17 protein-coding genes are annotated in these 19,572 nt (G+C 68.6%); 9 read left to right on the top strand and 8 right to left on the bottom strand.

Annotated features, from left to right (window positions below):
• Positions 1 to 4: 4 nt before the first annotated feature.
• Entirely contained in the window at positions 5 to 655 is a 651-nt protein-coding gene (locus ACIQKA_RS34130; RefSeq protein ID WP_402543305.1) for a hypothetical protein, read from the top strand.
• 33 nt (positions 656 to 688) lie between these two features.
• Positions 689 to 1,807 (top strand): threonine aldolase family protein, encoded by a 1,119-nt coding sequence (locus ACIQKA_RS34125; RefSeq protein WP_402543316.1) that lies wholly within the window; start codon positions 689 to 691, stop codon positions 1,805 to 1,807.
• Between the two features lie 79 nt (positions 1,808 to 1,886).
• Here the strand turns inward: ACIQKA_RS34125 and ACIQKA_RS34120 are convergent, their stop codons facing one another.
• On the bottom strand, positions 1,887 to 5,039 hold the full coding sequence (locus ACIQKA_RS34120) for an amino acid adenylation domain-containing protein (RefSeq protein ID WP_402543304.1): 3,153 nt from the start codon (positions 5,037 to 5,039) through the stop codon (positions 1,887 to 1,889).
• A gap of 562 nt (positions 5,040 to 5,601) precedes the next feature.
• Here ACIQKA_RS34120 and ACIQKA_RS34115 point away from each other — a divergent pair.
• The 4 genes from ACIQKA_RS34115 to ACIQKA_RS34100 are packed head-to-tail and all read left to right on the top strand — an operon-like array spanning position 5,602 to position 9,370.
• Positions 5,602 to 6,267 carry a hypothetical protein gene (locus ACIQKA_RS34115; protein WP_402543303.1) on the top strand — a complete coding sequence of 222 codons (666 nt, stop codon included), beginning with the start codon at positions 5,602 to 5,604 and terminating at the stop codon, positions 6,265 to 6,267.
• A 35-nt stretch (positions 6,268 to 6,302) separates the two neighbouring features.
• Positions 6,303 to 7,544 (top strand): FAD-dependent oxidoreductase, encoded by a 1,242-nt coding sequence (locus ACIQKA_RS34110; protein WP_402543302.1) that lies wholly within the window; start codon positions 6,303 to 6,305, stop codon positions 7,542 to 7,544.
• Positions 7,545 to 7,554: 10 nt separating this feature from the next.
• Complete coding sequence (locus ACIQKA_RS34105; protein ID WP_389490564.1) at positions 7,555 to 8,355, top strand: HisA/HisF-related TIM barrel protein; 801 nt, start codon at positions 7,555 to 7,557, stop codon at positions 8,353 to 8,355.
• A gap of 10 nt (positions 8,356 to 8,365) precedes the next feature.
• Entirely contained in the window at positions 8,366 to 9,370 is a 1,005-nt protein-coding gene (locus ACIQKA_RS34100; RefSeq protein ID WP_402543301.1) for a zinc-dependent alcohol dehydrogenase family protein, read from the top strand.
• A 29-nt stretch (positions 9,371 to 9,399) separates the two neighbouring features.
• Here the strand turns inward: ACIQKA_RS34100 and ACIQKA_RS34095 are convergent, their stop codons facing one another.
• The 5 genes from ACIQKA_RS34095 to trpD form a co-directional block, all read right to left on the bottom strand.
• Entirely contained in the window at positions 9,400 to 10,215 is an 816-nt protein-coding gene (locus tag ACIQKA_RS34095; RefSeq protein WP_402543300.1) for an arylamine N-acetyltransferase, read from the bottom strand.
• A gap of 50 nt (positions 10,216 to 10,265) precedes the next feature.
• The gene (locus tag ACIQKA_RS34090; RefSeq protein ID WP_402543299.1) at positions 10,266 to 11,642 is read right to left on the bottom strand and encodes an amidase family protein; all 1,377 of its coding nucleotides are present in this window, start codon (positions 11,640 to 11,642) and stop codon (positions 10,266 to 10,268) included.
• Positions 11,639 to 12,937 carry an aspartate aminotransferase family protein gene (locus tag ACIQKA_RS34085; RefSeq protein WP_402543298.1) on the bottom strand — a complete coding sequence of 433 codons (1,299 nt, stop codon included), beginning with the start codon at positions 12,935 to 12,937 and terminating at the stop codon, positions 11,639 to 11,641. The genes ACIQKA_RS34090 and ACIQKA_RS34085 overlap by 4 nt, the downstream gene beginning before the upstream one ends.
• 113 nt (positions 12,938 to 13,050) lie before the next feature.
• Complete coding sequence (locus tag ACIQKA_RS34080; protein ID WP_402543297.1) at positions 13,051 to 14,517, bottom strand: tryptophan 2,3-dioxygenase family protein; 1,467 nt, start codon at positions 14,515 to 14,517, stop codon at positions 13,051 to 13,053.
• Positions 14,518 to 14,758: 241 nt separating this feature from the next.
• Complete coding sequence (gene trpD, locus ACIQKA_RS34075) at positions 14,759 to 15,766, bottom strand: anthranilate phosphoribosyltransferase (RefSeq protein WP_402543296.1); 1,008 nt, start codon at positions 15,764 to 15,766, stop codon at positions 14,759 to 14,761.
• A 489-nt stretch (positions 15,767 to 16,255) separates the two neighbouring features.
• Between trpD and ACIQKA_RS34070 the strand changes: the two genes are divergently transcribed.
• On the top strand, positions 16,256 to 17,578 hold the full coding sequence (locus tag ACIQKA_RS34070) for a pyridoxal phosphate-dependent aminotransferase (RefSeq protein WP_402543295.1): 1,323 nt from the start codon (positions 16,256 to 16,258) through the stop codon (positions 17,576 to 17,578).
• A gap of 67 nt (positions 17,579 to 17,645) precedes the next feature.
• The gene (locus tag ACIQKA_RS34065; RefSeq protein ID WP_402543294.1) at positions 17,646 to 18,152 is read left to right on the top strand and encodes a carboxymuconolactone decarboxylase family protein; all 507 of its coding nucleotides are present in this window, start codon (positions 17,646 to 17,648) and stop codon (positions 18,150 to 18,152) included.
• On the opposite strand, the gene ACIQKA_RS34060 is transcribed toward ACIQKA_RS34065, so the two are convergent.
• Positions 18,115 to 18,417, bottom strand: coding sequence for a LuxR C-terminal-related transcriptional regulator (locus ACIQKA_RS34060; protein ID WP_402543293.1), 303 nt, complete (start codon positions 18,415 to 18,417; stop codon positions 18,115 to 18,117). The genes ACIQKA_RS34065 and ACIQKA_RS34060 overlap by 38 nt on opposite strands.
• A 335-nt stretch (positions 18,418 to 18,752) precedes the next feature.
• Between ACIQKA_RS34060 and ACIQKA_RS34055 the strand changes: the two genes are divergently transcribed.
• On the top strand, positions 18,753 to 19,073 hold the full coding sequence (locus ACIQKA_RS34055; RefSeq protein ID WP_402543292.1) for a helix-turn-helix domain-containing protein: 321 nt from the start codon (positions 18,753 to 18,755) through the stop codon (positions 19,071 to 19,073).
• A gap of 15 nt (positions 19,074 to 19,088) precedes the next feature.
• Here the strand turns inward: ACIQKA_RS34055 and ACIQKA_RS34050 are convergent.
• A partial coding sequence (locus ACIQKA_RS34050; RefSeq protein WP_402543291.1) for a transposase occupies positions 19,089 to 19,572 on the bottom strand: 484 nt, incomplete at its 5' end.

Here is a 19,572-nt window from a genome sequence, read left to right as displayed (position 1 = left end):
CACCATGAAGCCCGAGCAGCTTGTCGAGGCGATGAAGCCGGACGTCGAACGGTTCGTCAGCGGCAACAGGATCGTCGAGCTGGCACGATCCGGACAGATCCGTCCCGAGCACTTCAGGAGGATACTGCTGGCCGAGTACCAGTGTCAGGAGGCCGAGCTGTCCACCTACGCGCTCCTGGCGGCCCGGCACCGACACGAGATACCCGCCACCATGTTCTCCTTCGTTCAGCACACCATCGCCACCGCACGCGGACTCCTGCGCGAAGCAGCACCGTCCGTCGACATCCCCGGCCCCGACATCCCGCCGGTCCCGGTCGACCAAGGGCTCTTCCGCGTGGTACGGGACCTGACCTGGATGGGCACCCAGGCCGGCCCCGCCGAAGCTGCCCTTTACCTCCACACAGATCTGTCAACCTGGTGCACGCTCTTCTCCCGCATCATCGAGGCCTCACGGGAACTACCCGACGTCCCGGTCCCCGTGCTCACGTACATGGAGTCGTGGGGCGACAGGCCGCCCCCGGAGGTCGCCGAAGGAACACTGAAGGTCCTCGAGTACGGCCTGGCCCAAGGCGAGGAACCCGCCCGCGTCCTGCACACCGCCCGGCAGCTCGGAGCACTCCTCGATCCGTACTGGAGCTACGTCGCGGGTGGTTGAAGAGCAGCCGCCCATACCAGGCAGGCCCCACCGATCCGCGTGACGGCATCCCCACGGCCTTCGTCGCTCCCCACCGACGCGATCCTGCGCCACGACCCCGAACGGCGCGACTTCACGAGCGACAACTGCTCGGGCGCCCACCCGGAGATCCTCTCCGCACTGCTCCTCGCGAACGGGGGACACCAAGAGGCCTACGGAAAGGACGACTACACCACCCATCTGAAGGACACCTTCCGCCGTCATTTCGGACCTGTCGCCGAAGTCTTTCCGGTCTTCAACGGCACCGGAGCGAACGTCGTCGCGCTGCAGGCCGTCACCAACCGATGGGGCGCGGTCGTCTGCGCCGAGCGGGCCCACGTGAACCAGGAAGAGGGAGGGGGACCGGAGCATGTCGCGGGACTGAAGTTGCTGGGGGTCCCCTCCACGGACGGGAAGATCGGGCCCCGTGCGGTGGAAGCGGTGCTGCAGGCGTCGGCGGACGAGCACAGTGCCCGACCGCAGGTTCTTTCCCTGACCCAGGCCACGGAACTGGGAACCTGCTACACCCCGGATGAGGTCCGCGATCTCGCCGTGCGCGCCCACGCGCACGGTCTCGCCGTCCACATGGACGGGGCGCGCCTTGCGAACGCGGCCGCGGCCCTGGGCGTCCCCCTGGCGGCCTGCACGGCGGACGCCGGGGTGGACATCCTGTCCTTCGGCGGCACCAAGAACGGTCTGCTCTTCGGCGAGTGCGTGGTGATCCTCGACCCGTCCCGCGTCTCGGGCGTGGCCCGCTTGCGCAAGCGCACCACGCAGCTCGCCTCCAAGATGCGCTTCCTCTCCGCCCAGTTCGAGGCGCTCCTCGGCGGAGACCTGTGGCACCGCAACGCGGCTCATGCGAATGCCATGGCGAGACTGCTGGGCTCCCTCCTCGCACGGGTGGAAGGAGTGACAGTCGTCCGGCCGGTCGAGGCCAACGCCGTGTTCGTCGTTTTCTCCGGGGCCGTTCCGGCTGCGCTCTCCGGACGGTATGACCTGCGCCCTGACGAGAAGAACCAGAACGAAGTGCGCCTGATGTGTTCGTTCGACACCACGGAAGAAGACGTCCGGGACTTCGCCGCAGCGGCGGCGCGGGCGGCTGACGTGAGTGAGAAGGATTTCCGCCGGCCATAGGTCCGGGAACGGTTGCCGGGCGGGGAAGTCCGCCCGGCAACCGGCGCAAAAGGCGTCCGTCGGCCGGAGGGGCCGGGCGTCACCCGGCCGGTTCCCTCCCGCGGCCCTCGTCCTCGTCCGGCGTCCTGAGGGCGGGAAGGAGACCGGCCTCCCTCAGGAACCGGAGATTGGTGTCGATCAGCCGCGCGTCGACGGGCGGGCAGACGACACCGCTTCCGGTGAGCGCGTCCTCGGTGTTGTCCCGGCCGAAACGTGGAAACGTACCGGCGAAGTACATCTCCGCGACCGAGACGGCGGAGCGACGGGCCGGTTCGGTGAACATCGGAACATACGGGGTCAGGGGGTGCTCGGGATCGCGGGCAGTCAGCTCGGCCATGTGCCGGGTCCAGGCCGAGTAGGGCTGCTTCCGGACCCGGTAACCCATGGCACGCAGGCGCTCCACCAGCAGGTGCAGCAACGCGGGGCGGGGATTGGCGAGGTGGTGGACGCGACCCTCGCAGGGCTGGTGAGTGAGGATGTGGACGACGGCGGCCGCGGTGTAGTCCACCGGGACGAAGTCCAGGAGCAGAGGGACGTCCGGGACCGTTCCGGTCTCCGCCACGGTGCGGAAGAGCGCACACATCATGGTGCCCGTGTTCCATATGCCGCTGTCCGTGGCACCCGTGATCTCGTGGGGCCGGTGAATGGTGACCGGAAGTCCGCGCCGCGCCGCCAGGGAGATGAGGCGTTCTGCGACCCATTTGGTCTCGGTGTAGCCCTGGGAAAGCAGTTCCGGATGTGCCAGAGGGGTGTCCTCGTCCACCCGCCGTACACCGGCGAGTCCGGAACCGGCGATGACGCTCATGCTGGAGACGTGGTGCACGGCCTTGAGCCGCCGTTCCGTCGCCAGGGCCAGGACGGTCCGGGTCCCCCCGACATTCGCGGCGGACAGGGCCTCGTATGGGTAGGCGAAGTTGACTTGGGCGCCGTTGTGGAGGACGACCTCCACCTCATGGGCGAGGTCGTTCCAGGTTCCGTCGTCCAGTCCGAAATGCGGCAGGCCCAGATCGCCGGGCACCACCGCGATACGGTCCGCCCAGCGGTCGGGGTCGAGGCCGTAGTGCCGCAGTCGGCCCCGTAGACGGGCGAGGCCCGCGGCACCGTCGCGAGCGCGCACGAGACAGTGGATGCGCCGGACACCGGACGCGGCGAGGCGGTCGAGGAGGTGGACCCCGAGGAAGCCGGTCGCTCCCGTCAGCAGCACGGAACGAGGGACCTTCTCCTTGTGGTGTTCCGTCGGGACACCGTCGGCGGTGGGCGCGTCGAACCGCAGGACCGGGTCCAGAACGGCCTCGGCGGCGAAGTCGACCGGAGTGTCATGGGCGGCGTCCTCGGGCGCATGGCGCAGCTCGGACGCCCGCTCCGTGAACGCCGCCAGAGTGGGGTTGTCGAGGAGGACTCGGAGGAGGTCACGAGTGAAGGCCGACCGGATGCCGAGACGTTCACGGACGACCGCGGCGATCCGGGTTGCCTGGAGCGAGGTACCACCCAGGGCGAGGAAGTCGTCCTGGCGCCCGACGCCGTCGACGCGGAGGAAGCGGCGCCAGACCTCGGCGACAACCTCCTCGTCCTCTCCCCGGGGGGCTTCGCCGGTTCCCACCGGTTCCCGGCCCGCGTCGTGCGTGAGTTCCCGTAGCTGACTCCTGTCGATCTTTCCGCTGCTGTTGAGGGGGAGTTCGGGTACGGGGACGACGCGCGCGGGCCGCATGTGCGGCGGCAACCGCTCGCGCAGGTACGCGTCGAGTTGCCCGGGCAGGCCGTCGTCCTGTTCCGGCGCGGGCACGACGGCGGCGGCCAGGTGCTGTGAGGCGCCCTCCCCCAGGACGTCGACGGCGGACTCGTTGACCTGCGGGTGGTCGGTGAGGGTGGTCTCGACCTCGTCGAGTTCGACCCTGAAGCCGCGGATCTTGACCTGCCTGTCTCTGCGCCCGTGGAACTCGATGACCCCGTCCGTCCGCCATTCGGCCAGGTCTCCCGTGCGGTACAGGCGCCGTCCCGGGCCGGGACGGAACCGGTCGGGGAGGAAGGCCGTCGCCGTCCTGGCGCGGTCGCCGAGGTACCCGAGTGCCACGCCATCACCACCGACCCACAGTTCACCGACCTCCCCGGGCTCGGCCAGGGTGCCGTCGTCCCGTACGACATAGGCGGTGGAGGCAGCCACCGGTCGGCCGATAGGGACGCCATGGGCTTCCGGGGCGAGTGAGTCGATGACGTGCGTGGTGGAGAACACGGAGTTCTCGGTGGGGCCGTAGCCATTCAGGAAGAGAGCGGGGGCCCCATGCTCCAGTACGGCTCTCACGGCGGAAGGGTTGAGGACGTCTCCGCCCGCGATCAGGCACCGGAGCTCCGAGAACATCCCGGGACGCTGTTCGGCGTGCAGGTGGAAGAGGCCGGCGCTGAGCCACATCACGGTAATCCCGCGGTCGCCGAGCAGCTGTTCTAGGGCGGCCGGGTCGAGGAGGGTCTCGGAGTCGGGCAGGACCAGGGCGGCGCCGTTCAGCAGCGGGGCGAACAGTTCGAAGCAGGAGACGTCAAAGGTCGGATTGGTGGTGGCGAGCAGGCGGTCGGCCGGTGTTAGCCGGAGGACCTCGGTTCCGCGCACCAGGCGGACGGGGCCACGATGCGCACAGACGACGCCTTTAGGCTTGCCGGTCGAGCCGGACGTGTAGATGACGTAGGCCGCATCAGTGGCGCGCCGTCGCGCTGTCCGGTTCCCGGCCGGACCGGGGCCTTCTCGTGACATGAGTTCGGTGACGGTCATCCGGATGAACTCTCCGGCCGGCCCGGTGCGCGCTTCCGTGTCTGCGGTGACGACCGCGCGGACGCCCGCGTCGCGCAAGATCGAGGAAAGACGGTCGGCGGGGTGCGAAGGGTCCAGCGGCAGGTAGACCGCGCCGGCCTCCAGGACGGCCAACACGGCCGCGACGGCTTGCGGAGAGCGGGGCAGGAGGAGCGCGACGCGGTCCCCGTCCCCCACACCGCGTCCCCGCAGACGTGCCGCGCCGCGCTGCACGCGATCCAACAGTTCGCCGTAATCCCAGACTCCTCCCTCCCACAGCACCGCGGGAGAGCGAGGACGGAGACGGGCCTGTTCCTCGAACAGCTCGGGAATCAGCGCATCCCGGGGATAATCGGTGGTGGTGTCGTTCCACCGCCGGACGGAGTCCGGCAGTGGGATAGGGAGCTGGTCCATACGGCGCCTCGATGACTGAGGGTGGGGGACAGTTGCCGGCGGCTGTGCCCGACCTGGGGCGCGGCAAAAGAAATGCGCAATCCCCTGAGTGCCGGATGCCTGCACGACGATTCTGTTGGGGCCTACCCGGGTATCGCTACCCGATTCACTTCGTCGGAAAAAATTCCAAATCTTTTCGCCTCTTCCGGCACACGTAAAACATGTGCAACAGTGGTTGACCTGCGATCTGTCCAGCAGGCGTCCGGAGGGGATTGGCCCCCCTTATCGAGACGGTTGGGCCGGTAGGGTGGGCGGCGGGGTCGGCTCTCCTGCCTGAAAGATCAAAAATTTTTGCGGCGAGGTAATGGAATCTTGATAACCCCCTTGCCCGTCCCTGTGGTTCGTGCAGTAATGGAGGGGGATCCGGCAGGTCGTGGTATGGGCTGGCAGAGATCGTCAAATTCTTGCCCAGCCCTTATTTAGCCGTAGCGTGCCATTTATCTCCATGCGCTCGCATCAACCTTGCGGGCGCCCTGTGCTCAACCCGGAGAAAATTCGAAACGAGCAAAAAGGACGAGGTTACATGCCCGACATCATTCCTTCGGACGCCAGGGAGCTCGCGCGACGTCTCGAGGAGCAGCGCAAACGCGCCCCTGTGGGCAACGCTCTTCTCGACGCGCTCGGTGACCGCGACCGGGCGCCGGAGCTGTTTCGGCGCCTGGTCGGCACTGAGGCTCAGTGTCATCGTGCCGAACTGGCGGCCTACGGGACCATGCTGGCGCGCTTCCCGCTCCGTCCGGCTGCCGATCTGTTCATCAGCCTCTCCCGGCTGGTCTACGACGCTCAGCCGAAACTGAGCAAGTGCGCCGAAGCCCTCGGCATGTCCGACCCCTTCGAGAGGTTCTGGCCCGAGGGCCGCGAAACCTACGCGTTCAACGGAACGCTCAGTTGGGTGGCGAGTAGGGGGAGCCAGGCCTCTTTCGCGCTCTCGTCCTATACGGACATGGTGGTGTACTTCTCCGGTTGCGCATCTCTCGTGCAACAGGTGCGGGAGCTGAGGATCGACGCTCCTGCGGAGTTCGTCGAGTATTACGAGGGCGGCGCGTCCGATGAGCTGACCGAGCTGGCGCTCGATGTCGTCCAGGACGGCCTGGACCGTGGCGACGATCCGCAGGAGGCGTTGTTTCACGCCCGCCTGCTGGAAGAATCGATCGGCGACTTCTGGAAGTCCGCCGCGAACGATTCCTGAAAAGGGACCTTTCCACCTTCGATCTGAGGGGACGAATGCGTATCGCCATCGCCGGGGCGGGCATAGCAGGACTGGCCGCCGCGTGGCTTCTGGAGGAGTCGCACGATGTCCTCCTCCTGGAGGAGCGGGCAACTCCGGGAGGAAATCTTCGCACGTTCTTCCCCCCGGACCCGGTGCGCATGCCCGAAGCCGTGGAACTGGGGGTGCGGGCGGTCCCCTTGGACCCGGACTCCCTGGTCGCGCGGCTCTCCGGGGTGCTCGGCCTGGACCGCGGGCAATGGCTGCCCCTCCCTTCCGGGGGCCTCCTCCTGAGCGACCGCGGGGAGACGGACGGCTCCCGCTGCACCGCTTCCCCGTTCGCCCCCGTGCGCTGCGAGGAGGCCGTGTGGGCGGTAGCCCTCCTGGCTGAGCAGGCGCACCACTGGAAGAGCGCACACCTCGACTGGGAGGTACCGCTGCGGGAGATGGTCGAGGACTTCGACCTGCCCCAGCAAGTGAAGGAGGTGGCGGTGTACTCCCTGCCGGCCTCGACCTTCGGCTGCACCCTGGAGGAAGCCGGCCTGTTGTCGGCCCGTGCCGTGGGAGAGCTGTGGGCCAAGGATCCCGCCGCGCCGGCCCCGGTGAGCTACCGGCTGCGCGGCGGCATGCAGTCGCTCGCCCAGCACCTGGTATCGCGCTCATCCCGCGTCCAACTGGCTCTTGGCACCGCCCTGCGGATGGTCGACCGGCACGGAGGGAAACCGGAACTGACCGACACGAACGGGCACCGCCACCGGGTGGACGCCCTCGTCCTCGCCATGCCCGCCGACGAGGCCGTACGAATCCTGTCCCCGCACTTCAGCCCCCTGCGAGCGCGGCTGGCGTCCTACGCCTACCGCCCCCTCCTCTACCAGGCGCACCGGGACCCCTGCCACATGCCCGTGGACCGCGACACCTGGGCGCCCTCGACCGTCACCGTCCACGGCCCCTGGGCGGAGACCACAGACTGGTACCCCACGAAGAACGGTGACCTATTCGTCAGCCAGGTGACCCACAGGAAACCCCGCCCCCGCACCCCCCTGGCCTCGGCGGACTTCCGGACGGTGCAACCAACTCCCGGCATGCTGAAAGCACAAAGGGAACTCCTGCGCTCCCAGGGGGACTTTGGCATCTTCCTCGCCGGTCACGTCACCGCACCCGTCAACACCCTCGAAAACGCCCTCGGCAGCGCCATCGCGGTCGCCCGCCAGTTAGCCCCCCGGAGCAGGCGACTCGCCCAGCTCCTCGACGACACGTGAGAGGTCTCCCATGTCCCGGCCCGTCTTCCATGACCAGCACTCCCACATAGGCGATCTGGTCATCCCCTGCATCGACGTCTCCCATGGCCGCGCCACGGAACCGAGCGGCATTCCCCATCTCACCGATCCCGGCGACGTCCTGGCCATCGCCGAGGCGTACGCCTCCGGCAGCGCGCAGAAACTCTTCCTCGACGTGTTCGACCCCTGGGACGCCGTCGACTATCTCCCCGGCCTGCTGCGCGACCTCAGCACGACCGGGATGAGCCTGCTGGTTTCCGTAGGCCACGGTGACATCCCATCCGCGGTGCACGCCGGCGGACTCCTGGAGGCAGGAGCAGACGTCCTCTCCGTCAGCACCGCCCTGATCGAGAAGCCGGACACCGTGACGCAGGTCGCCGAGGCGTATGGTGCCCACCGCCTCATGGGCGTCGTCAACTGCCGGTCCGCCGGGCCAGGCCAGTGGCAGGTCTACGTCCACGACGGCGAACGGAGCACCGGACGCGACGCCGCGGACGTCGCCCGGCAACTCGCCGAACTGAACGTGGCCGCCATCCTCGCCAACAACATTGACCGGGAGGGCACCGGAGCCGGCTTCGACCTGGAGCTGGTCCGTGCCGTCGCCACCGCCTCGGGCCTCCCTGTCATAGCGTCGGGCGGCTGCGGCAGTCTCGACCACCTCCAGGAGGCCCTCGGTGCGGGGGACTCCACCTACGTCCTGGTCAACGCCATGGTCCACCGGGGCACCCACAGCGTCCGGGAGATCCGCGACCACCTCCTCGCCCACTCCTCCTTCCGTACCGGTCTCGGCTAGGAACCCGGCCGTGCGACAGATCGTCTTCGCCCACTACGGCGATCCCGCCGACGTGCTGGTCCTCGCCCACCGCCCGGTTCCGGAACCCGGCCCCCGCCAGGTGCGCGTGCGCGTGCGCGCCCGGCCCGTCAACCCTTCGGACCTCCTCCTGGTGGAGGGCCGTTACGGGAGGCCCGCCTCCTTCGTCCCGGGACTCCATCCCGACGGCGTCCACGCGGCGGCTCCCGTCGGGTTCGAGGGAGTCGGCGTGATCGACCGGGCCGGACCGGACGCGTGTCACCCAGTGGGCATGCGCGTGGCCCTCTCGGCTCCGGGCACTTGGGCCGAGTACGTCGTCGCGGACCACCAGGACGCCTACCCCGTGCCCCCGGAGCTGAGCGACGGCGCGGCCTGCCAGCTGACCGTCAACCCCGTCACCGCCAACCTCCTGCTCGAAAGCCTCGCCGTGGAGCCGGAAGATCTCGTCCTGTTCACCGCAGCCGCCTCCTCGGTCGCACGGATGATGATCCGTCTCGCCCACCTGAAAGGCGTGCGCTGCGTGGCCTTGGTGCGCGACCGGCGTCATCGGCGGTCCCTCATGGAGACCGGCGCTTTCGCCGTCCTGCGCCAGGACGAACCCGCCCTGGAACGACAGCTCTCGGAGATCGCCGCCGCCCGGGGCATTCGCGCCGTGGTGGACGCCGTCGGTGGCCCAGTCGCCGACGTGTCGCTCCGGGTACTGCGTCCGCACGGCCGGTTCGTCAGTTACGGCCTCCTGTCCGGCCTGCCCGTCACCGTCCGCCCGGAGGACCTCCTGTTCCGCGGAATCACCATGACGGGCTTCTGGCTTCCCGAACACCTGTCACGGCTCACCCCCGGAGAGATCGGCGGCATCATGGCGCAGACCGCCGCCCAACTGGCCGACGGCACGATCGAGGCCCCCGAGACCGAGACGTTCGACCTCTCGGATGTCCGGGCCGCCGTGCGACACAGCCGAGAGGCCGGACACCGCTCCAAGGCGGTCCTGATCGGCTGAGGCTCCGGCAAAGCGGATGTACGGCCGCGTCACGGCGTCTCTTCCCCCTCCCGCTGGAGGGGAAAGAGACGCCGTTCGAGGTCGCCCAACCGATCCGGGGACAGACGGATGCCGAAGCACGCCAGATCCGCTTCCAGCGACATGCGGGTCAGCCTGCGCGTGTGCTGTACACCGGCCCGTATTTCCAGAAGGTCGAGTCCCCGCAGGTGCAGGCGCGTTTCTGAAGTGGTCAGCTGGAGCAGCGGAGCCCTGCGCAGCATCGAGCGCGGATGGGTGGCCAGGAAGTGGTGTGCGACGACGAAGTCCACGGGCTGCTGGGGTTCGAGGGTGAAATGGTAGAGCGCCGTCCAGTCGTCCTCCTGGTACACCTCGACGGTCCAGAAGGGGGACGACAGGGCACGGACACGGAAGGTCTGGCCGAGCTGGTGGGACGTCGCGCCGTCGTACAAGGGCAGCGGTTCGAGGAAGCCCTGGACACCGAACCCTACGTCGCACAGCCATGCGTGAGTGCCTCGCCGAACGCGCAGTGCCATGTGGGTGCGGGGGCGCGGTCCCTCACCGCCCAGCCGCACCCGTGCGGCGATCCTGTCCACACGATAGCCCAGGTGTTCCAGGACGCAGCCGAACAGCAGGTTGTGCTCGTGGCAACAGCCGCCCCGTGGACCACTCAGTTTCCGCAGAATCTCCGCGGGGCCGAGTCCGACCGGGACGTCGGCGACGAGGTCGAGGTTGTCGAACGGGATGGCGCCCACGTGCGCTCGGTGGAGGGCACGCAGCCTCTCCACGGGCTCACCGGAGCCCAGGTTGCGCAGGCCGATCCGCCGTGCGTACACGCTCAGGTCCACTTGCTCGCAACCCCAGGGGGAGGGCCGACCGTCGTCGTACATGTCCGGAGTCACACGCCCTCCCGCCCGGAAAGAACGCCGGCCGCCCGTTCGGCGACGGCGAGCAGCGTCGTGTCCGCGCCCGGGGCGGCGTCCAGGAGCAGGCCCACCGGGAGACCGGTGCCGGTGCGGCCGACCGGGACCGTTATGGACGGGCTCCCCGTCACGGCCGCCACCGCCGTGTTACGGATATAGGTGAGGAAGGCGGACGCCTCGCCCGAGGGGAGGACCAGGGTGGTGCGCACGTCCTTTCCGGGAGCCGGAAGCGTGGTCGTCGGCGCCAGCAGCACGTGCGCTCCCTCCCGACCTCTCAGGGCGTCCAGCCGACTCGCCAGCAGCCGGGCGCGGTGCAGGGCCTCTTCGTAGGCGGTCCGGTCCGGCCCACCGCCTCCGAGCAGTGGCAGGACGAGTTCGCGGACGTCCTCGCCCGACACCGCGCGCAGTACTTCGTCCACCTCGGGCGCGCCGGAGTGGCGGACGAGATAGCCGGCGAGGGCGCAGCGGGTCTCACGCGCGGGCACGAGGGTCGCGCTTCGCAGTACGCCGTGCCAGGAGAAACCGGGCAATGCGCGTTCGACCAGTTCCCAGCCCGCGGCGCTCAGCCGTTCGCAGGCGGCCCGGCAGACCTGTTCGACCTGCGGGTCGAGGTCCTGCCAGAGAGGAGCGGGAAGCACGGCCCGGGGGACCCGGGGAGGCGGCGTGCTCGCACGGGCCTGGGAACCGGTCAGGACCCGGTCGAGCAGGCGAACATCGTGAACGTCGCGGGCCATCACGCCGACCGTGTCCCGGCTGGTGGAGACACGTACCACCCCGTCCGCCGGGTACCTGCCCAGGGTGGGCCGGAACCCGACGATGCCGCAGAGCGCCGCCGGAATGCGGACGGAGCCCCCGGTGTCAGTGCCCAGGCCCGCCGGCACGAGGTGCGCGGCGACGGCCGCGGCGGTCCCCGAACTACTGCCGCCGGCTAGATGGTCCGGCGCACAGGGATTGAGCGCGGGCGGCCCCAGGGCGTGATGACCGGTCGTGCCATAGGCCAGCTCGTGCAGCGCGGTCTTTCCCGCCAGAGCGCCACCGGCCCGCGCACAGCGCTCCCAGACCGCGCTGGAGTGAGAGGGGAGGTGTTCCCGCAGGGCCGGAGTACCTGCCGTGGTAGGCACACCCGCCACGTCGATGTTGTCCTTCACCGCGAGGAGCACACCGGACAGGAGACCGTCGCGCCCTGCTTCGTGACCTTGGAACGTCTCGTGGAGGTATGCGTTGAGATACGCGTGCTCATGGGTACGGGCGACGAGAGCCTCACGATAGGCGGCAGGGGTGGTGCGACCCGTCCGCAGGTGTGCGACGGCCTGGGCGAGTGTCCAGTCCGCAGGTTCGGACGGGCGGCTCACGGCGCGTCCCGGCGAGTGCGGACGGTGTCCTTCTCCAGCAATTCCGGATGGTGGACGGCGATGTAGGGGCGCAGGTCGTCGAGGGCATTGCCATAGGCGTCCACGAGGGCGTCCACGCTTTCCGGCGAGGTCGACACGTGCTGGCACAACAGACCGTGCGGGGCGGTGAGGAAACCGGCGTGCAGGAGACTGAGGTGCAGCAACGACCGCAACTCGGCCCTGCCTTCGCGAAGACGGGCGGTGTCGGCCGCGTCGCGCGGGGGGGTGCTCCCGAAGTGGAAGTAGCTGAGACCGCCCTCTCCCACCGACCGGCCCGCCACCCCCACCGAAGCGGCCGCCGCGTCCAGTCCCGCGCGCAGCCGGTGACCCAGGAGGTCGAGGTGGGCGATCTCCTCCGCACCGAAGTGGTCGAGGGCAGCTGCTCCGGCGGCCAGGGAGAGGCTGTTTCCTCCGAAGGCGCTGGCGTGGTAGACGGGTTGGGAACCGGAGGGGTCGAAGAGGGCCATGATGTCTTCGCGTCCGCCGAAAACGCCCAGGGGCAGCCCGCCTCCGACGATCTTGCTGTGGGTGGTCAGGTCGGGGACGACGCCGTGTTTGACCTGCCAGGGGCCGAGCCGGAGAGTGGCGCACTCGTCGAGCACGAGCAGGGCACCCGTCTCCCGGGTGAGACGCCGCAGCCCGGCGAGGTAACCGGGCGCCGAGGGGACGCCGCCGCCGACGCCGAGAACCGGTTCTACGACCACGGCGGCGACCTGCTCGCCCAGTCGGTGCAGGACCGCCGCGGCGACGGGGAGGTCGTTGTACGGTATCGCCACGACGTCGACGGCGGTCGACAGGGCGACACCGGATGCCAGTCGCGCCTCGGACGCCCCCGTGAAACGCGCCGGAGCGGTCCGGTGCGGGGCGAAGAAAGCGTTGACCTGTCCCCACTCATGGGTCCCGTGGTAGCCGCCGTCGATCTTCACGATCAGGTCGCGGCCGGTGTACGCGCGCGCGGTACGAACTGCCCACATGGTCGCCTCCGTACCGCTGTTGCAGTACCTGACGCGTTCCAGGGAGGGATTGAGGGCGCGCAGTCGTTCCGCGTGTTCGTACTGGAGCGGAACCGGACCGCCCGGTGCGGTGCCGCGGGCCATCTGTCCGGTGACGGCCGCCACCAGGGCCGGATGGTTGTGACCGTGAGCCAGGGCCCCGTAGTTGGCAATCATGTCCTCGTACCAGTGCCCGTCGGCGTCCTGGACCCGTGTGCCCTGCCCCCGTACGAGGAACAGGGGATAGGGGGCGAACCACGTCATCGAACGGGTGTCGCCGCCTGGCAGCGAACGGGCCGCGCGGCGCGAGGCGGCGGCGGAGGCGGGGGTCGCGCGTTCGTAGGCTTCCCGGATCCTTTGGTCTACGTCCTGACGGTTCATTTCCGCTCCTGCTCCTGTGACGTGCCCGGTCGGGGATCGAAGGGGGAGCGGGGGGAGGCGGGACAACCACCGATGGGGCCACCTTCCAGGAAAGAACGCGCTTCCCACAGCTCGGGAAAGGCGTGCTGGGAAGCGACGTGACGAAGCCACGCGACGCCGGTGGTGCCGCCCGTCCCCGGCTTGTACCCGATAATCCGCTCCACGGTGAGCAAGTGGAGCCACCGCCACCTGCCGAAGGCCTGGGCGAGGTCCATCAGTGCCTCCGCCCAGCGCAGCAGCTCACCGGAGACGGTCTCCTCGCGATGGATCCCCGCCCAGGCGTCACGGATCGCCGGCACGTCGCGGTCCGGTTCCAAAGCCCCCGAACTCAGCAGCCCCCGTCGTACCAACAGGCCCAGCGCGTCGTCGTAGAGGCTCGCGTCGTGCAGGGCCCGGTACACCTCGGTCTCGACCCCGGGCACCCCCTCGTATGCCACGGCCGCGGAAGGAGACGCGATGCCGAGCGCGAACTCCAGCTCGCGGTACTTGGAGGAACCGCTGCCGGAGGCGTCCCCGAGTGCGTCCCGGAAAGAGTGGAACTCGGCCGGCGACAGGGTGGACAACAGCTCCCAGAACTCACCGAGGAGCCGGAATCCGGCGGTGGCCCGCCGCACGTGCCAGGAGGACCGGCCCAGGTCATCGGCGGCGATCCCCTCCTGAGCGGCACGCACCTCTCCCAGGACCAGTGAGAACAGGAGTTCCTTGGCCTGTCCGGCCAGGTAGAAGGAGGATTCCGCCTGGAGCTCCGTACGAGGCTGGTGCAGGGCGTGGAGCAGAGTGACGCTCTGGTAGTCGATGTACGAGTTGCCGGTCGGGGCAGGAAGCCTGGGCGCTCCTTCGTACAGAGTCCGGAACTTCTGCGGCACTTTCCCGCCGTCCTCGTACCGGCTTGCGAACCTCCTCCGGTACTCGGCGAACAGAACTGGGTCCGTGTGCAGAAAAAGGATGTCGTGGAAGGCCATATGCCGGACCGCCACGAGCGGCAGCGGCGACCTGGACACCGCGAAAGAAGGATTCCAGTGAGCGGGTTCCGGGCAGTCGGGATGGAACTGCCCCACCATCAGGCCCTCCCGCACGGCCTCCCGTTTCAGACGCCGCTGCGCCGCGTCAAGCAGACGCCAGCGGTGCCGTGGGAGGCCCTGTATCAGGACCACCAGCGCGGTCAGCGATTCCTTTCCCTCCGGAACCGGAAGGTTCCGGAAGTGCTGCAGGCGGTCGCGCAGGGACCCCACCAGTTCCTCCGTGCCGTCCGCGGGTTCCGCGCGAAGGCTCTCCGTCCGGATCGCCCCCGCCTCCCGAGCGGGCCCGACGAATGGGCACACCGCTCCTTCGCGCCCCAGCTCCTCGTGCTCCCTGGTGAGGTACTCCCTCATCCACCGTTCGGCAACGCACTGGTCCTCGGATGTTGATTCGACCATTCGCATGACGTGCCCCACACATTATTGCCCGAAGGGATTCCGCTTCCTTCCTACGCCGTGCGCGGGGACATGTAAATCCATTTCGATTATTTTTTGGATATCTTGCGTCGTATTCCGCACCAGTGGTTTCCTGTTTCCTCTCGAGTCCCTCCTATGGGAAACCGGAACACAACTGCGCACCGGACCCACGGAAGTCCCGTCCGGGTTTCCGGCGTCACCGGATCAGGAATTTCCGCACCGGGAGCGTTTACCGGGACTGCGACACCCGTGCCCACCGGTCGAGTACGTCGTGCGCGGTTCCGTCGTCGATGGCTTCGGCGGCACGCGCCATCGCCTGGCCCCAGTCCTCGTACCCACCCGCGATCCGTAGCGCCGCCGCCGTGTTGAGCAGAACGATGTCGCGGCGCGGTCCTCGCTCTCCAGCCAGCACCCTGCGCGTCAGCTTGGCGTTCCGCTCCGGTGTTCCGCCCGTGAGCGAACCGGGTGCCGCCGCGGCGAGTCCCAGCGCGGCCGGGTCAAACACATAACGCCGGGTCCGGCCCTCTCGCACCTCCACCACCCGGGCGGACGCCGAAGTGCTCAGCTCGTCCAAACCATCCCGTGGACAGAAGACCATCACATTGGCGGCCCCGAGGAGCTCCAGGGCATCGGCCAGCAACTCGAACGCGTCCTGGTCAGGCACTCCTATGATCTGGTACTCCGCCCGTGCAGGATTGCAGAGGGGACCCAGCAGGTTGAACACGGTCCGAACACGCAGTTCCCGTATCGGCCCCATGGCGTGCTTGAAGGCGGGGTGGAACACCGTGGCCGAGAGAAAAGTGATGCCCGCCTCCTTCAGGCAGCGGGCCGCTGCCCCGGGGGACAACTCGACGTTCACACCTAACGCTTCGAGGACATCGGCGCTACCGCACAGGGAGGAGACGCTCCGACTGCCATGTTTGGCGACGGGCACGCCACAGGCAGCCGCGACGACGGCCGCCGTGGACGAAATATTGAACGTGCCGTGTCCGTCACCTCCCGTGCCACAGGTGTCGAGCACCTCGGAAGAGCCGGGGAAGGGCTCTGAGAACTCCCTCACCGTCCTTACGAACGCGGCGAGTTCACCCGCAGTGACCCCTTTCCCCGCCATCCCCATGGCCAAGCCGGCCACCTGCAGGGACGACGCCTCGCCCCGCATCACCGACGACATGGCGCGTCTCGCTTCCCCATCCTGCAGATTGCGACGCTGGGCCAGTCGGTTGAGAGCTTCCCACATGAGCGACTTCCTTCCGGTCATCGGCGGGTCTGTGGCAGAGGCGGTCCCCTCCACGTCACGCACCCGGTCCAGCCCGGAAAGCCTCTTTGCGGGCTGTGCGTCCTTCCGCGTCTTCAGCGCGTCGGGCGGCCGCGGGCACGGCCAGGTCGCCCCGGTACTCACTGCATGGATCCTCCGGCTTTCTACCCGCGCGCCGGTTCGCCCACGCACCGGCCGTGCGGCCGGTGGACGCCGTGGGACACGTCTCCGTGCTGCGTGTCGGCGGGTACCGTCCGGCCCGGCCAAAGGTACCGGCCGGGTCCCCACATGGAAGGCAGGAACCCGGTCAACCGGAAACTGCGGCCGCTGAAACGGCGCGACACCGGTGGGACGACATACGCCGCACGACCCCCTCCCCAGCCGGTCCTTCGCGTGCCGACCTCCCACCGCAGCCGTTCCCGTTTCCCCACGGGGCAGGAACGCCACGGACTCAACGGAAGGAGACACGACATGAGCGTGCCGGAGAGCATGGTCAGGGACGGTGACCTCTACAACCCCTATGAGGACACGGAACTGCTCCGCGAAGCGACCGCAGCCGGCAGAAAGGTGGCCGACATCATCTATCTCAGCCTGGGGGAGACCTGGAACGGGGCCGCTCCGGGGCTGGTCACCGCCCTTGGCAGGGATGTTCCGCCGCACGCTCACGGTTACGTCCTCAGCCCCTACGGTCTCCCCGCGCTGAGGCGGATGCTGCGCTCCCGCATTCCCGCCGAGCACCGGCTGCCCCCGTCGGCCCGACTAGGGGAGGAGTACGACGTGGCCGTTTCCCACGGCGGGACCCGCAACGCCATGTTCCACTTCGGACGGCTCATGACCGATCGGTCCCGTGAGCCGGGCGCCCGGCCGGCCGTGGTGTGTTCCTCACCCGGATGGGACTACCCGGGAGTCTTCGGAGCGCTCGGCTACGACGTCCACCGGTTCCCTCTCGATCCCGAGGCGGAATACCGGCCCGACCCCGGCGACGTCGCGCGCGTCCTGAGGAAGGCGCGGGCGGAAACCTCGGGCCCGCTCCTCCTCGTCGTCAACGCCCAGCACAACCCGACCGGCGCCAACTGGACCGAGAACACCGTACGCGCGATGATCCGCGCGGCACTGGAAGTGGGATGCGGCGTCCTCGTCGACGACGCGTACTACGCTCTGCATGACCCGAAAGTGACCCCGGTCTCCGCTCTGCGGATCCTCTTGGAGGAGTTCGGTGCCCTTCCTGCGGCACGGCGTCCGCCGTGGTTAGCGGTGCGTTCCCTGAGCAAGCAGTTCCACTGCAACGGCTGGGGAATCGGTGCGCTGACGGGACCTCCAGCCGTGCTGGAAGACCTGCTGGGACGGCTCCTTCCTGAATACGGCTTCGTCTCCTCCGTCCCTCTCCAGGCAGCCATGGCGTCCTGGCTCGGAAGCCGGGAGAGCGACGACTACCTGGCCCGACAGCGCGGGGAGTACGCCCTCAAACGAGCCCACATGGCCCGGCACCTCACCGGGGAACTCGGCTACCCGCAGGACGCGTTCTTCATCGGCCCGTGCGGCCCCTACCTCCTGATGCGCACGCCTCCCTGGTACGACGCCCGAACGGGCGGGCCCTACCGCTCCTTCTGCCTGCGCCGCAGCGGCGTTCTCCTGGGAGAGGGGCACATGACCACTCCGGGCGCGCTCCCCGTAACCGGACAGGACCAGGTCCGCCTCTTCCTGGGACCGGCGACACGAACCCTGACCCAGGCCGTGCAGCGCATGGTGGCCGCCGGACTGACGTGGCAAGGCGGTTCGGCGACCGGCCGCTGACGCCCCGCCCGGCCCCGTACGAAGGAACGGTCCGGCGAAGCCGGTGCCATGAACACGAGGAGTGACAATGGACGATCCCACGGACCGGCTCGCACGCGGCCGCGCCATGATGCACCTGCTCTCCCCCCGGCTGGGCGGTGATATGACCGACAACTTGCGTGAGGTGGCCCCGGGCTTCGAGGAGTTGTTACTGGGCTTCGCCTTCGCGGACGTATGGGCGCGGACCGTCCTGCCTCTGCGGGAGCGAGCTCTCGTCCGGCTCGGAGCCCTCACGGCCCTAGGGGCTCCGGTGACCGCGACACGCGCCAACATCGACTCGGCCCTCCACGCGGGCCTGGGCCGGGAGGAAGTCTCCGAGGCCATTCTGCAGACGTTGCCCTACGCGGGCTTTCCCCACGCAATCACCGCGCTGGAAATCCTCCGGGAACTCGTGGAACCAGTGCCAGGACGCACCGATCCCCCCGCGCACCGGGCGGAACCGCCGGATGCGCCACCGAAGAGGCGTCCGGACCACCGCGCCTACCCGGGCCCAGACGCTACGAACAGCCCCGGCGCCTCACCAGATGCGCCATAGTCCTGCTGATCGCCTCCGACCGTCCCGACACCCCGAGCTTCACGTACACCGAGTGCAGGGTGTTCTTCACCGTCCGCTCGGTGACACCGAGATCGCGTCCTATCTTCCGGTTAGTCGCCCCGGTGAGCAGCGCTGCCAGTGTCTGGCTCTCCCGTTCCGTCAGACCGGACGCTTTGCACCAGTCGGTGAAGCCGACACCCACCCGCTCATCCACCACGTCGTCGTCGCCCTCCGCGGCCGGATGCAGATACCTCAGCTCACGCACGAGCCGTTCCTGACTCCGTTCCAGAGCCGCCAGAGCATCGATGACGCGTAACAGGAGAGCGAAGACCTCGCCCTCCTGGGCATTGTCCCCGTCGTGTGCGCCGGGTTCGGGAGAAGTATGCACCACTGGTCGTCCACCGCCGTCCGAAAGCACCTGAGTGGAAAGTCGGGCACAGTCGAGGGACCTGTCTTTTTCGTTCCCCCCGCCACTCACCATGAATCCAGTCGGCTGGTTCGCCATCAAGGCGGGCTCTGCGACACCCTGGTGGTCCTACTGAGGTTTTCGGGTTGCTGTCGGGTAGCGACGGCCCATGATCCCTGCGCTATGCCGGTGAGGTGAGGTATCCAGAGGGCGGGGGCCTGACCGCTGAACGTCGGGCATTTCGTGAGGGGATCCGGCTTCAGGCCGGCGAGAGGTTTGCCTCGGGTGACAAGACCGCGGTGATCGCGAAAGAGCTGCGGGTGAGTGTGCGGTCGGTGGAACGTTGGCGTCGTGCTTGGCGTGAGGGTGGTATGGAGGTCCTGCGCTCGGCGGGTCCGGCGAACTCCCCGACCGTCACAGACGCCCAGTTCGTCGTGCTCGAGGAGGAGCTCGGCAGGGGACCGGCAGCTCACGGCTTTGCAGACGAACGCGGGTCTGTCAATCGAACGGTGTAACGAGGGTGGTTGGGGTTACTGACGGGCTGCGGAGAGCCGGCCGTCGAAGGTGATGTCGAAGGCGTTCAGTGCCGTCTTCCAGCGCATGGTCCAGCGGGCCTGTCCCTTGCCGGTGGGGTCCAGCGGCATGATCGCCATGTAGACGCACTTCAAGGCTGCGGTCTCGTTGGGGAAGTGTCCGCGGGCCTTGACCGCCCGCCGGATCCTGGCGTTCACGGACTCGATCGCGTTGGTGGTGCAGACAATGCGGCGGATCTCGGTGTCGAACCGGAGAAACGGTGTGAAATCCTTCCACGCGTTCTCCCACAGCCGGACGATCGCCGGATACTTCTTTCCCCAGGCATCGGCGAACTCGGCGAACCGCTCCAGTGCTGCTTCTTCGGTCGCGGCGGTATAGACGGGCTTAACTGATCGTTTCAGAATGAGGTTCGGAGTCGTCGCAAGCAGATGATGCTGCAGGCGAGTTGGAGCAGGCCGAGGTGGAGGTCGGCGCGTGTCT

Origin of the sequence: Streptomyces sp. NPDC092045 (assembly GCF_044756005.1) — a bacterium.
Classification (GTDB): domain Bacteria; phylum Actinomycetota; class Actinomycetes; order Streptomycetales; family Streptomycetaceae; genus Streptomyces.
This window is presented reverse-complemented; position numbering and strand designations above follow the sequence as displayed.

Coding starts and splice junctions, on each gene's coding strand:
- ACIQKA_RS34080 (WP_402543297.1), bottom strand. CDS start 14,517: ATGCGAATGGTCGAATCAACATCCGAGGACCAGTGCGTTGCCGAACGG.
- ACIQKA_RS34120 (WP_402543304.1), bottom strand. CDS start 5,039: ATGGACCAGCTCCCTATCCCACTGCCGGACTCCGTCCGGCGGTGGAAC.
- trpD (WP_402543296.1), bottom strand. CDS start 15,766: ATGTGGGAAGCTCTCAACCGACTGGCCCAGCGTCGCAATCTGCAGGAT.
- ACIQKA_RS34105 (WP_389490564.1), top strand. CDS start 7,555: ATGTCCCGGCCCGTCTTCCATGACCAGCACTCCCACATAGGCGATCTG.
- ACIQKA_RS34065 (WP_402543294.1), top strand. CDS start 17,646: ATGGACGATCCCACGGACCGGCTCGCACGCGGCCGCGCCATGATGCAC.
- ACIQKA_RS34085 (WP_402543298.1), bottom strand. CDS start 12,937: ATGACGTGGTTCGCCCCCTATCCCCTGTTCCTCGTACGGGGGCAGGGC.
- ACIQKA_RS34130 (WP_402543305.1), top strand. CDS start 5: ATGAAGCCCGAGCAGCTTGTCGAGGCGATGAAGCCGGACGTCGAACGG.
- ACIQKA_RS34070 (WP_402543295.1), top strand. CDS start 16,256: ATGAGCGTGCCGGAGAGCATGGTCAGGGACGGTGACCTCTACAACCCC.
- ACIQKA_RS34110 (WP_402543302.1), top strand. CDS start 6,303: ATGCGTATCGCCATCGCCGGGGCGGGCATAGCAGGACTGGCCGCCGCG.
- ACIQKA_RS34115 (WP_402543303.1), top strand. CDS start 5,602: ATGCCCGACATCATTCCTTCGGACGCCAGGGAGCTCGCGCGACGTCTC.